The 12,858-nt window shown below is 42.0% G+C and carries 12 protein-coding genes; 8 read left to right on the top strand and 4 right to left on the bottom strand.

Annotated features, from left to right (window positions below; translation table 11 throughout):
• Positions 1–29: 29 nt before the first annotated feature.
• Together fsa and bioB are read right to left on the bottom strand one after the other, a co-directional pair.
• Positions 30–680: a fructose-6-phosphate aldolase gene (fsa, locus tag KF820_05540; protein MBX3457807.1), complete on the bottom strand. Its 651-nt coding sequence runs from the start codon at positions 678–680 to the stop codon at positions 30–32.
• 32 nt (positions 681–712) lie between these two features.
• Positions 713–1,813, bottom strand: coding sequence for a biotin synthase BioB (gene bioB, locus KF820_05535; GenBank protein ID MBX3457806.1), 1,101 nt, complete (start codon positions 1,811–1,813; stop codon positions 713–715).
• Between the two features lie 22 nt (positions 1,814–1,835).
• Here bioB and KF820_05530 point away from each other — a divergent pair, with 22 nt between their 5' ends.
• The 8 genes from KF820_05530 to KF820_05495 all read left to right on the top strand — a co-directional run bounded on the left by KF820_05530 (position 1,836) and on the right by KF820_05495 (position 9,727).
• Positions 1,836–2,945 carry an 8-amino-7-oxononanoate synthase gene (locus tag KF820_05530; GenBank protein ID MBX3457805.1) on the top strand — a complete coding sequence of 370 codons (1,110 nt, stop codon included), beginning with the start codon at positions 1,836–1,838 and terminating at the stop codon, positions 2,943–2,945.
• Complete coding sequence (locus tag KF820_05525; protein MBX3457804.1) at positions 2,942–3,577, top strand: hypothetical protein; 636 nt, start codon at positions 2,942–2,944, stop codon at positions 3,575–3,577. The genes KF820_05530 and KF820_05525 overlap by 4 nt, the downstream gene beginning before the upstream one ends.
• On the top strand, positions 3,540–4,289 hold the full coding sequence (locus KF820_05520) for a methyltransferase domain-containing protein (protein ID MBX3457803.1): 750 nt from the start codon (positions 3,540–3,542) through the stop codon (positions 4,287–4,289). Before KF820_05525 ends, KF820_05520 begins: the two co-directional genes overlap by 38 nt.
• A 48-nt stretch (positions 4,290–4,337) precedes the next feature.
• A complete protein-coding gene (bioD, locus tag KF820_05515) occupies positions 4,338–4,943 on the top strand; it encodes a dethiobiotin synthase (protein MBX3457802.1) in 606 nt (201 codons plus the stop codon).
• A gap of 9 nt (positions 4,944–4,952) precedes the next feature.
• The gene (gene bioA, locus KF820_05510) at positions 4,953–6,227 is read left to right on the top strand and encodes an adenosylmethionine--8-amino-7-oxononanoate transaminase (GenBank protein ID MBX3457801.1); all 1,275 of its coding nucleotides are present in this window, start codon (positions 4,953–4,955) and stop codon (positions 6,225–6,227) included.
• Between the two features lie 84 nt (positions 6,228–6,311).
• Positions 6,312–7,589 (top strand): flagellar hook-length control protein FliK, encoded by a 1,278-nt coding sequence (locus KF820_05505; protein ID MBX3457800.1) that lies wholly within the window; start codon positions 6,312–6,314, stop codon positions 7,587–7,589.
• Positions 7,590–7,601: 12 nt separating this feature from the next.
• A complete protein-coding gene (locus tag KF820_05500; GenBank protein MBX3457799.1) occupies positions 7,602–8,438 on the top strand; it encodes a hypothetical protein in 837 nt (278 codons plus the stop codon).
• 11 nt (positions 8,439–8,449) lie between these two features.
• Positions 8,450–9,727 (top strand): flagellar hook-basal body complex protein, encoded by a 1,278-nt coding sequence (locus tag KF820_05495; GenBank protein MBX3457798.1) that lies wholly within the window; start codon positions 8,450–8,452, stop codon positions 9,725–9,727.
• A 70-nt stretch (positions 9,728–9,797) separates the two neighbouring features.
• On the opposite strand, the gene KF820_05490 is transcribed toward KF820_05495, so the two are convergent.
• Both KF820_05490 and KF820_05485 read right to left on the bottom strand, forming a co-directional pair.
• Positions 9,798–11,090 carry an SPOR domain-containing protein gene (locus KF820_05490; GenBank protein ID MBX3457797.1) on the bottom strand — a complete coding sequence of 431 codons (1,293 nt, stop codon included), beginning with the start codon at positions 11,088–11,090 and terminating at the stop codon, positions 9,798–9,800.
• The gene (locus KF820_05485) at positions 11,090–12,832 is read right to left on the bottom strand and encodes an arginine--tRNA ligase (protein MBX3457796.1); all 1,743 of its coding nucleotides are present in this window, start codon (positions 12,830–12,832) and stop codon (positions 11,090–11,092) included. Before KF820_05485 ends, KF820_05490 begins: the two co-directional genes overlap by 1 nt.
• Positions 12,833–12,858: the final 26 nt, after the last annotated feature.

The raw sequence follows: 12,858 nt of genomic DNA, 5'->3' as shown, positions 1-12,858 counted from the left end.
ACATTTTAAACCACAATGCCAAAACGTGTCTATATTGTTAAACCGCTTTTATTCCAGTCATCCATAAAGCTTTTCAGACCAATATCTGTCAAAGTATGACGATACAGTTGGTGGAATACCTTTGGTGGAATTGTGCAAACATCAGCACCGGCTTTTGCAGCCTCTAGCACATGTTGAGGATGTCGAATAGATGCAGCAAGAATTGATGTATCAAATAAGTAATTACTAAACACTTGTCTGATATCACGAATTAAATCCATACCATTCCAACCCTGATCATCAACACGACCAATAAACGGCGAAACAAAAGTCGCACCGGCTTTAGCTGCGAGTAGCGCTTGTGTTGTAGAAAAAACCAAGGTTACATTTGTCATGATCTCATCATCTGTTAAAACGCGACATGCTTTTAATCCTTCTAATGTCATTGGAATTTTGACAACAACATTATCATGTAAACGAGCCAGTTCACGACCTTGGCTAATCATCCCTTCAGCATCTTCGGCAATCACTTCTGCACTAATCGGCCCATCAACAATTGAACAAATTTCTTGAATAAGTTCCTTAAACGGGCGTTTTTGCTGGGCTGCTAATGTCGGATTAGTTGTAACGCCATCGATTAAGCCTGTCTGTGATAATTTGCAAATTTCTTCTATATCTGTTGAGTCTAAAAAAATGTCCATCGTTATGCCTATAATTAAAAAATGAGTTAATATTATTGCAATCGCTCTAAGCCTAATCGGCTGAATAAAGACATATCCTTTTCAGGGACTGGATTATCGGCGGTCAACAATTTTTCACCGTAAAAAATGGAGTTCGCTCCTGCCATAAAACACAGCGCCTGTAACTCATCTGACATTTGCTCACGTCCTGCGGAAAGCCGTACATAGGATTTTGGCATCAAAATACGAGCAACCGCAATGGTTCGAACAAAATCAAAAGGATCCACTGAGGTTTGATCGGCAAGTGGAGTTCCCGGAATGGCAATCAATTGGTTAATTGGCACGGATTCCGGTTGTTCATCCATATTTGCTAAAACCAATAACATTTCTAGGCGATCTTTAGCAGTCTCGCCCATACCCAGAATACCGCCACAACAGACTTTCACGCCAGATTTTCTAACGTTTTCAATAGTTTTAATTCGATCTTCGAATGTGCGCGTTGTAATGATTTTGCCGTAATGGTCTGGGGATGTATCAATGTTATGGTTGTAATAGTCCAGTCCAGCATCACGCAGTGCATCAGCCTGATGGTCTTTTAATAAACCGAGTGTCACACAGGTTTCCATGCCCAGTTTTTTAACTTCGGACACCATTTGGCAAACAACATCCAGATCCTGATCTCGTGGCCCGCGCCAAGCTGCCCCCATACAAAAACGAGTACTTCCGGCAGCCTGGGCCTTTTTAGCAGCCTCAACAACTTCTTGAATTTCCATCAGCGGTTCTTTTTTCAAACCTGTCTCATAATGGGCAGATTGAGGGCAATAAGAACAATTTTCTGGACAACTGCCCGTCTTTATACTAATCAGTGTACTTATCTGAACCGTATTAGGAGAGAAGTTGGCACGATGAACCGATTGCGCTTCGAAAAGCAAATCAGAAAACGGTAAATTGTAGATTTTTTCTGCAGAGTCAATATCCCAGCAACCAGAAGAAGTCGATGTTTTGGACTTCAGGTTGCCCTGGGTTTTCGATGATGATTCGACGCCGGTAGCTGGCTCTACCGAAGGAGAACCATCGGCTGAAAAGACAGAGCAAGATGAAGGATCAAAATCTGACTTCTTCTGGTTGCTGGGATATGTAGTCCAAGGTTTCATTTGATCGCCCTCTTTTATTGTCATGACAGATCATTTTCAACAAACGTTAAAACAGATCCGATATAATCGGAACTATCGCAGATTGCCCCCTTGCCGTCAAGGGGCACTGGATTTTTCATCCAATGATTATTTAGGATTAAGCCATAACCAACAGGTTATTGAAGCCGCCTATCAAGCAGGCCTTCAATATGGCATTGGAGCAACAGGATCACGATTATTATCCGGCAATTATCTCTTAATTGAGCACTTAGAAAATCAAATTGCACAGGATAAAAAGTCTGAGGCGGCGTTAGTTTTTGCCACAGGGTTTCAAGCCAACACCAGTACTCTATCAACTCTATTATCAGATCAGAACGCCCTTGTCTTTTTTGACAAACTCAATCATGCAAGTCTATACCAAGCTGTCCGAAATAGTGATTGTCAGCTTATTCGTTATCGCTCGTGTGATATGGACCATCTGGCGGATTTACTAAAAAAGCATAAGGATAATCCTTCCCCTAAGTGGATTATTAGTGAAACTGTTTTTGGGATGGACGGACAAAAATGCCCGTTAGAAACGATTACTGAGCTCGCAGAAACTTACGGCACATGGCTTTATCTGGATGAAGCTCATGCAACAGGGCTGTATGGCCCCCAAGGTTATGGCCTGTCCACCTGTCACGCTTTACCAGATCAAACAATCATCATGGGCACATTTAGCAAAGCCTTGGGCAGCAGTGGTGCTTATATAGCCTGCCCCATCTTAATCAAAGAATTCCTAATCAACCGAGCCGGTGGTTTCATTTATTCAACAGCTCCATCCCCCATGCTCATCGGTGGGACGTTAAAAGCATGGGAGTTACTCCCTTCTCTTGGGCACAAACGTCAATATATCCAAGATCTTGCCAATTATGCCCGACATCAACTGACAACGTTCGAAGTCATTGGATCAGAAACAAATATCATTCCCATAATCATCGGTGATCCTGCAAAAACAGTTGATTTGAAAAATCGTTTGTCGCAAAACGGCATAGAAATCTCCGCGGTTCGATCGCCCACCGTCCCTAAAAACACAGATCGACTACGGATTGCGATCAATGCTCAGCATACAAAAAAGGATGTCGATCAACTCATTGAAAGCCTTTTATCATGACGCATCTTGTCTTTTGTCATGGGTTTAGCTATTCCCCAGATTATTGGGATAATCTTATAACCCTCCTACCAGAATTTACAATTCATCATATGGATTTAGGATATTATGGAGATTTGAACATCCCAGAAATAAAAGAACCATTGATCGGTATCGGACATTCGTTAGGACTTATTAAATTAATGCAACAAAACTTCCACTTCAAAACCCTGATCGGTCTTAATAGTTTTGTGAATTTTCTGGGCAATGAGCCTCATATCCATAAACGTCGCGCCATAGAACTTGATACCTTTGAAATTCTTATTCGCACAAGTCCTAACCTTGCTTTAAAATCCTTTCATCATCGGTGTGGCGTAACATTCAATCTAAGGGATCCTAACAAGGACAGACTTTTAAGTGATCTAGACCTCTTACGAGATTCATTTCCTGTTCCGGACAGGCTAACACTGATTGCAACCCAAGATGATATCGTCTGCCCTCCTGACGTTATTCAGGATAATTTTGGCTCTGAGATGATAACTATGCTAGAGTCAGGAGGTCACGGTTTAGGATACAATCACGCAGCAGAAGTTGCATCCATCATAAAAAGGAAAAATAATGACTTGGACAACACCGGATGTACAATTAGCCTTTAATAAAGCACAACCCACCTATGATTCAACCGCAACGATTCAGCATCGTGTCGCCAACCAGCTTGTTGAGTATTTACCGAAACTGCCCTTGACCTCTGTTATTGATCTGGGGTGCGGGACAGGGTTTGTCACTGATGCTCTCTTAACAAAACACAAAGATAGTCATTTTCACCTCATTGATTTATCAGATCAAATGATCGCAGGTTGTCGCGAGAAATATAAAAACAATGATTCAATTACATTTGCCACAGCCAATATGGATGAATATATCTACCCCTCAGCCGATTTAATCATCAGTAATCTTGCTGTTCAGTGGTCTAAAGATCTTCGTGCCCTTTTGTCAAATCTTACAAGTAAAACCTCAATAGTTGCCTTTACAACATTAACGCAAGGGACTTTCCAAGAATGGGAAGATTTGCTCTGTCAAAATGGGATTACCAGTCCCCTTTTACCCATGCTCTCTGTCCAAGAACTGAACCAAATTTGCCTAAACTTGAATCAGGATAGCCGCATTTATTTACAAGACTATAGCCTAACCTTCACCAGTATTTCTGATTTTATTCAATACCTCAGAGATTTAGGAGCAACCGTTGGCAAAAGGATCCAAGAAAAAGCAAAATTCAAAGCCCTTATTCAACATCATAAAGAGCCTATTACAGTTACCTACAAAGTTCTATTTTGTGTTATAGCATCAAAAGATAAGCCTCTAAGTTGATTTTTGCAGCGAAAATATTAACCTATAGGTTTAAAAAGGAATTATGCCATGTCCTATTTTATTACCGGAACTGACACAAATATTGGAAAAACACTGATCAGCAGTTGGTTATGCTTACATACTCAATATAATTATTTCAAACCGATTCAAAGCGGAACGATTGAATCCATTGACAGAATTGAGGTTCAGCGTTTATCTAATACCCATTGTTATTCTGAATGCTATTCCTTAAGAGAACCATTATCGCCACATCTGGCAGCTCGTCATGAAGGTCTTCAGATTGACTTATCTACCATCAATCTACCACACACCTCAAACCTTATCGTTGAAGGAGCAGGCGGGGTTTTTGTGCCTCTGAATGACAAAGATGTCATGCTTGATTTGATGGTTCAATTTAACTTACCCATCATTATTGTTGCGCGAACAGCCTTGGGAACCATAAACCATACACTTCTAACACTTCAGGCAATCCGCCAGAAAGGACTAAAAATCGCCGGTGTGATTTTAAGCGGAGAGCCTAATACTGACAATGCAACAGCTATTCAACACTACGGAAATGTTTCAATATTAGCAACCCTACCGCACTTACCAATCATTACTAAACAAGAACTGCAAAAAATCCCCTTACCCGAAAAATTAAAGAATCTATTTTAAGGAGTTATCATGTCCCTTGCGCATCGTGACAAAACCATCATTTGGCACCCCTTTACACAGCACCAAACTGCCGCTGAGGTTATCCCCATCAGCCATGGGAAAGGGGCGTATGTTTATGATGAATCCGGCAAAGCCTATCTCGACCTGATTTCCAGTTGGTGGGTCAACCTGCATGGCCACGCCCATCCTGCTATTGCCAAAAGCATTTATGACCAAGCACAACAACTAGAGCATATCATTTTTGCTGGATTTACCCACGAACCTGCTGTCAGTTTATGCGAAAAACTCCAGACTATTCTGCCTGATACTTTAAATCGCTTTTTCTTCTCTGATAATGGTTCCACTGCCGTTGAAGTCGCTCTAAAAATGGCTTATCAATATTGGCGTAACAAGAATGAGCCTCAACGAACCCTTTTCCTAAGTTTTGATGGTGCCTACCACGGAGATACCTTTGGCGCCATGTCAGTCGGTAAAAAATCAGGATTTCATACCGCCTTTGATGATCTATTGTTTCAAGTTCTCACGATTCCCTACGCTGAAACGTGGGTTAATGATCCTGATCTCGATGCAAAAGAAAACGATACACTCGCGATCCTAGATCGTCACTTGGAAAAATCTGCCGATCATATTGCCGCCTTTATCGCTGAACCTCTTGTTCAAGGAGCCGCAGGTATGCGCATCTGTCGCCCTGAATTCTTACAACAAATCATAGATAAAGTTCGAGCTCATGGAATTTTAGTAATCTTTGATGAGATCATGACGGGTTTTGGTCGAACAGGGACTATTTTTGCCTTAGAACAAGTTAATCGAATACCAGATTTTCTATGTGTCTCTAAAGGAATAACGGGGGGGTTTTTACCGCTTGCCCTGACCATCACAACCGACACCATTTACCAAGCTTTCTTAAGTAATCATTGGGACAAAGCCTTTGCCCATGGTCATTCTTACACAGCCAATCCTTTGGCGTGTGCGGCTGCGGTCGCCTCTTTTGATTTATTAATGAGCCCGGAGTGTCAAACTCGGATTACAGAAATTAATAAAGCCCATAGAAATAACATAAAAAACCTTACAGATATCGAAAGAGTTCGAATCCAGGGAACGATTGCAGCCTTTGATATTGCTGAAACGGCAACGCCTGCTCTGCGTCAACAATTCTTAGATCAAGGACTACTCATTCGCCCTCTTGGCAAAACAATCTACCTGTTACCGCCTTATTGTGTGACGAGCGATGAAATTCAAGAGTCATTTGAAAAAATTAGAAAGATATTATTTCTTAGCCTTTGATTTAAACCATCTACTCTGGGCTTATTTCATACTTGGCACGATAATTGCTGACTTTTGGGTGAACATTAAACTCAGAGGTAAATTATGGCGATTTCAAAAGCATCGTCCCAAAAGATGACGGCATCTCAGGTTACTAAAAAACCATTGAATGATCTGATGGATGCTATTAAAGACGCATCCGCAAAAGGGCAGAAAAAAAATGACTTCAAAAACTTTTTAATTGACCCTGTTGCACATAAAACTGTCGAATCTAATCAAACTCAGACTCAAAGTAAATCTGATGGATCAAAAAAGGATCTTTCGAATCAGAGACCAACTACTCGACAAGCAGACAAAGCAGTTGATAAAAAGAACGCTGAATATACAGAATCCAATAAGGAAACAGGTTCTGAGGCAATATCTGAATCAGAAATAGATCTTGATGAATGCACAACACTGATTCAAAAAGAATCTGACTTAAATAATTTTATACAGATAAAATCGCAGCCTGAAATTATCCAACTTCAAGAACAAAAACCTGCACAATCGCAAAGTGTTCATATGAAAGAGCATGATATCCAAGAATGGATACAAGAGGGCCGCGTAAAAATAGAACTCGTGACGGAACCAAATCAAGAATCTATGGCAACTCATATTAACTTAGCCCAGCACTCAACTGTGGAACAACAAGCCATCAGTCAAGATAGATCAGATAAAAATGATATATTATACAATCAGGAAACTTTGATGAACAATGAACATGATTTATCTAGTGGCCTGAGCTCAAGCCCATCTAGGGCTCATGAAATTCAACAGGTTAATCAACAAATACAGCCTCCTGTTGTCCAACCTATAGCCGCACAAACAGAGTTTCAACCTCTACAAAAGGGAACATCTCAGCAAAACGGACTCGATTTAAAGGTCTCAGCAACCAACACATCCTCAGTCAAAGGGACAAAAGCAGCAACATTAACAACCTTAGATAAATTGAATGCACTGAACCAAATTAAAGAGCAGTTGAAACAATCTCTTCAAAAAGGGGAAACACACTTAAAAATTCAGCTAAAACCTCATGAAATGGGGAAAGTTGATATCAAACTTGATATCTCACGCGATGGCCTTGTCACAGCTGCCTTTAAGGCAGAAAATCGAGAAACGCTGGAAACCCTAACCCGCCACGCCATTGATTTTCAAAATATTTTCAATGAAGCAGGGCTACAAGCAGATTCACAAGGCATGAACTTTTCCATGTCGAGAGGAAATCATGATGAACAAAATTCCTTTGGAGAAATGCTCTCTGCAGAAACCACACCTGAATTAGAGGAAGTCAAAGCCATCAACTCAGGGCTATTACCATCCTCTCAGATTAATATTTTAACTTAAAGGAGCTAAGTTATGGTTACATCTGTTCAACCACCAATAACAGCTCAACCAGCTGTCGCAACTGAAAAAACGAAAGATCGCAGCGCCTTATCTCGCATGCTTGAGAAAAGCCGTGATGAACAATATAACGTGTTCATGAAAATGTTCTTAGCCCAAGTTAAGAACCAGAACCCCGATAATCCCATGAGTACGCACGAGATGACCCAAAGCGTCATGTCGTTCTTTAGTGCCGCTGAGCAAGCACAAACCAATAAATTGCTCAAACACGGTAATGACATGAAGGTCAAAGAACAAATGGCTGCTGCCAAAACTTATCTTAACAAAGAAATTGTCTATGAAGATGATCGCCTTGTGTTTAATGGACAACCTGAAGACATTTCATTGATTATGCCCGGCGGTGTTGTTGAAGCAGAACTCGTTGTTCTTGACCAACAACTCAATCGTGTTAAAACGTTTCCTTTAGATCCGTCTAAAATTGGCAAACAAACTTTTTCTTGGGATGGGCTCAATGATAGTGAAATGCCGGCAAGCCATGGAATCTATCATACCAAAGTTCTGGCAGTTGACAGTAAAAAACAAGTTGTCGAAATCCCAACAGCCTTTAAAGGACGTGTCCAACAAATTGCCTATCAAGATGATTCCGGAGATTTTCTTTTACTCGTGAATGACTCAGTAGGCGTGGGATTAGATGATGTTTTAAGTGTCAGCAAACCAGCTTCTCAAGACATTGTCGGCCTGACAAAGACCATGCAAGAACAAATAAAACAGTACGAGGAATTAAATAAATTGATTAAAAGCCAAATTCCACCAGAACCAACATCCACACCAATTCCAGATTATTATAGTTAGGAGAACATAAAATGGCAGGTTTAAACTCAGGAATGAACGCATGCGTATCAGGATTAAAAGGTGTCTCGGCACGTGTTAATTGTCACTCACAAAACCTAGCAGCAGCTGGTGCTTATGCCTCAAAATCACGCCAAGCATTCTTATCCGTTGTCAATACAGGACAATCGTTGGATGCCTTTATCCCTGCAGGGATAACAGCAACTCAACAGCATTTTGTCTCAACCGTAGGATCCCCCGTACAATCCAGTGTCGATACGCATATGTCTCTAGATGGGCAAGGATTTTTTGTTGTTAACAAAAAAGCTGATAATACAAACCCTGGCGCTTATGGTTTTACACGCGTCGGTACCTTTTCAGAAAATAAAGATCATAATTTTGTCAACCATGTTGGCGAATATTTGAAAGTCTTTTATGTTGACGCTAATGGTGACCCCATTAGTACGAATACGGCCACAATTGACGCCCTAGAAACAGCATCAAGTGCTAGTTTATCGGGGAACCCGTCGGCCACAACAGCTGCCACAATTAAAGGCGTTCTCGCCAGTGATGCAGCTCTTGGAACAACGAAATCAATGATTATGAATGCCTATGATTCCTTAGGTGTTGCCCAAACAATCACGTTAAACTTTGCCAAGACAAACGTCAGCCCTATGGAATGGACGGTTACGGCATCATCACCGAATGCGGCGACCATTGGTGCTCCTTATGATACGGGCATGATTATCCAGTTCGACGGAGCCACAGGTAACCCGGCACTTATTAATGGCGCAGCCGGTCCAGCCCCGAATTTAGCTATTACTTGGTCAACAGCAGCAGCACCATCAACCATCAATATGAATTTTGGGGCAATTGGTGGAACCAACGGTATGCGTTCTTTTGGTACGGCAAAAAGCTATGACCTTCCGCAACCCGTAGTTGATGGGATGCAAGCTGGGAAATACATGCGGACATCGATTGACGATCAAGGATACATGTGGGCTACATTCGATAATGGAGATACACGCCGATATGCGAAAATTCCATTAGCGACATTTCCTGATCCCAATAAATTAGTTGAGCAAACCGGCGGTAGTTTTGTTGCCTCGGGAGATTCCGGAAATTACACGCTCAATTTTGTAAACGAAGGAACTGCCGGAGGCATTCGTTCAGCTAGCCTTGAAGAATCAACGATCGATACAGCCGAAGTCTTTACGGACTTGATTGTCGATCAACAGCGTTATACAGCAGATCTTAGAGGGATTTCAACTATTGAAGAAATGCTCCAAGCGCTCGATCGAGCTTTGGCATAATAAGCGCTTTGATCATATGATTTTCTATCTAAGATAAACGCTGCACCTCTCTTGTAAAGAGAGGTGTTTTTTATCCCTTAACAACAGCACCGTTAATTCGGTGAATCTTTAATTTATTCTTGAATGTATTTGCTTGGTTGGCTGATGCGAAAAAACCAACCATAACTTTATAAAGGATTTTTCCCGTAGACGATGATGTCGATTTTTGAATAATAAATTTCTTACCGGAAAATGCTGATCCATCGATTCCCTTTAGACGACGAATCTCAGTTTTCGCTTCTTTTTCAGAAGAAAATGTTCCAAGTTGGACTCTATAGTTACCTTGAACAGCCATCGCTGATCGAACATTTTCTTTTATAGTCGGTTTTTTAACAGCCTGCGTCGACGCATAAGGTGAATCATTATTTAAAGAAGCCAGCTTTAATTTTGTTGTATCGATTTTTTCAATACGAGACGCTTCGTTTGAAACCAAATTATCCAAGGGATCAATTTCTTCTTCAGACTCCGATAGTTGATTTAAAGCCTTGGGAGCCTCAACAGGAACAGCAGTCTGTTGTTGTACTAACTGCTGTGCTGCGGCAGATGGCCCATAAGGTGCCGAGTGTTGCTGCTGTGGATAGATATGTTGTTGGGGCACTGGCTGCTGTATCACCTCTTGATTTTGCGGATACATGGGTTGCACTTGAGGTTGCGGTGCATGATGCTGTGGGGAAGAAACAAATGCTTGTTGCTGAGACGGCATAGCGTGCTGTGGGTAAACAGGAACGGTTACAGGGTTACCATATTGATCATACAAAATCTGCGTCTGAGGTAGTTGCTCATACGCCTGTTGAGGCTGTTGCGGATAGACTTGTTGCTCTGGCAGAACAGGGGTCTCTGGTTGCGGCAAGAGTCGCTCTGGCATTTGTTGTTGTTGGGGTGTAATACGACCGTAAATTAATTTATCTTGATGAGGAATCACCATCCCCCCCGGATTATCCGGTCGGACTTTATACGGAGACTCATCAGCAATCAAGACAGGCGGTGCTTCATTATAAGAATGGGCAAACCAACGATAGCCAAACCAACCAAGTACAACAAGAATGATAACCAAGCTGGCCAAAATTACAAAATTCAAGGGTGATTGACGATCATCCCAATCATCTTCTTGCTCATTGGATGAGATAGGATCTTTTTCTTGCATAAATCGCAGACGATGAATTTGTTCATCCCGATCCACATGACCAAATGTGGCGCGGACCTCCCCAACACGAATATCCTGATTAACAGGTTGACGTTGTTCCTGTTGTTTATAAGGGTTCGGCGCTAACGATGGTTGATTTGGCTCATCATTTTCCTGAAGTTTACGGAAAAAAGGTGTCATTAACGCATCTCCTCAACTGGGGTGACGCCCAACACAATCAACCCCTCTGCAATTACATTGGCCACGCTTTGCACTAACGCTAAACGTGCCATGGTTCCTTCTTTATTTGCCGGATCAATAAACCGAAGTTCTACATGATCCTTACCCTTATTCCACAACGCATGGAACGTTGCCGCCACGTCATACAGATAGTTTGCAACGCGATGAGGCTCACGCGCCATAGCTGCAACTTCAATTTGCTTTGGCAATTGGGTTAATACTTTAATCATCGCTAACTCTGCGTCATCGGTCAAGGGTGACATATCAGTGTTAACAAAGCTAAGATCCCCAAAAACCTCTTTCCCATGACGCAGAACCGAATGACAACGAGCATGAGCATATTGAACATAAAAAACCGGATTATCCTTACTTTGTTCAATCACTTTGGCAAAGTCAAAATCAATGGTCATGTCTTGATGGCGGGTCAACATGATAAAGCGCGTCACATCAGATCCAACGCGATCAATAACGTCGCGCATAGTAATAAAGGTCCCGGCACGTTTAGACATTCTAACAGGCTGACCATTTTCCATAAAATTGACAAGTTGTGTCGTTTTCACATCAACTTGGCCCTTACCACTGGTCACGGCTGCTGCGGCTGCCTTAATTCTCTTCACATACCCCGCGTGATCTGCCCCGAAAATATCGACCATTTTGTTAAAGCCACGACGACATTTATCATAGTGATAGGCAATATCACCGGCAAAATAGGTCCAGCTCCCGTCTGATTTTTGTAAGGGCCGATCCACATCATCGCCATAAGCCATTGCCTTAAACAACAGTTGTGGACGGGGTTCCCAATCCTCAATGTCATGACCTTTTGGTTTTTCTAAAACACCGGTATAGATATCACCTTGTTCCTTTAGAAATTCAACAGCTTTGACGACACCGCCAGCCTCAACAAGTTCACGCTCGGATGTAAAGACATCCATCTTGACCCCAACAGCCAACAAATCGTCCTTGATGGTGTCCATCATTTTGGCAATGGTAAATTGCTTAAACAGATCCAACCACGCTGTCTCAGGCTGATCAACATACTGCCCTTGATATTGGGTATAAAGCTCTTGGCCGATATCAACCAAATAATCCCCCGGATATAACCCTTCGAAACGAGATTCATCAACTACTTCACCACAGGCCTGTAGATAACGCAAATAGGCAGATCGCGCTAAAATATCAGTCTGTCCCCCTGCATCATTGATATAATATTCACGGGTCACCTGATAGCCGATCTTCGCCAATAAAGAGGCAATCGCATCACCAAAAACAGCCCCGCGACTATGCCCTGTATGCAGGGGGCCTGTTGGGTTCGCAGAAACATACTCAACGTTCAAGGCTTCTCCCTTACCCAGATCCGATGAACCATAATGATCTTGCGCCTTGATAATATTAAAGAGCTGCGATTGCCAAAAATCATTCGACATAAAGAAATTAATGAAACCGGGCCCTGCCACATCAACCTTAGTGACATGATCAACTGCTTTTAACTTCGCACAAATATGCTCAGCCAATGCTCGCGGATTTGTCCCTGCAGCCTTTGCCAGAACCATGGCTGCATTGGTCGCCAGATCACCGTGCGTTGGATCCTTAGGTGTCTCAATAACAACTCGTGACAAATCTAAATCGTCAGGCAGTACTTTTTCAGCTTTGAGTGAGGTGAGAATAGAGAGAAGGTCTTGGTGTAATTTATTAAATATATTCATGATCATACAGGATAAAAATTTTACTT

Source organism: Candidatus Paracaedibacteraceae bacterium (genome assembly GCA_019636055.1).
Taxonomy (GTDB): domain Bacteria; phylum Pseudomonadota; class Alphaproteobacteria; order Paracaedibacterales; family Paracaedibacteraceae; genus Paracaedibacter.
This window is presented reverse-complemented; position numbering and strand designations above follow the sequence as displayed.

Bases quoted from the DNA above. Each gene is read 5' to 3' on its own strand.
- fsa (MBX3457807.1), bottom strand. From the start codon at position 680: ATGGACATTTTTTTAGACTCAACAGATATAGAAGAAATTTGCAAATTA.
- bioB (MBX3457806.1), bottom strand. From the start codon at position 1,813: ATGAAACCTTGGACTACATATCCCAGCAACCAGAAGAAGTCAGATTTT.
- KF820_05530 (MBX3457805.1), top strand. From the start codon at position 1,836: ATGACAGATCATTTTCAACAAACGTTAAAACAGATCCGATATAATCGG.
- KF820_05525 (MBX3457804.1), top strand. From the start codon at position 2,942: ATGACGCATCTTGTCTTTTGTCATGGGTTTAGCTATTCCCCAGATTAT.
- KF820_05520 (MBX3457803.1), top strand. From the start codon at position 3,540: ATGACTTGGACAACACCGGATGTACAATTAGCCTTTAATAAAGCACAA.
- bioD (MBX3457802.1), top strand. From the start codon at position 4,338: ATGTCCTATTTTATTACCGGAACTGACACAAATATTGGAAAAACACTG.
- bioA (MBX3457801.1), top strand. From the start codon at position 4,953: ATGTCCCTTGCGCATCGTGACAAAACCATCATTTGGCACCCCTTTACA.
- KF820_05505 (MBX3457800.1), top strand. From the start codon at position 6,312: ATGGCGATTTCAAAAGCATCGTCCCAAAAGATGACGGCATCTCAGGTT.
- KF820_05500 (MBX3457799.1), top strand. From the start codon at position 7,602: ATGGTTACATCTGTTCAACCACCAATAACAGCTCAACCAGCTGTCGCA.
- KF820_05495 (MBX3457798.1), top strand. From the start codon at position 8,450: ATGGCAGGTTTAAACTCAGGAATGAACGCATGCGTATCAGGATTAAAA.
- KF820_05490 (MBX3457797.1), bottom strand. From the start codon at position 11,090: ATGACACCTTTTTTCCGTAAACTTCAGGAAAATGATGAGCCAAATCAA.
- KF820_05485 (MBX3457796.1), bottom strand. From the start codon at position 12,832: ATGAATATATTTAATAAATTACACCAAGACCTTCTCTCTATTCTCACC.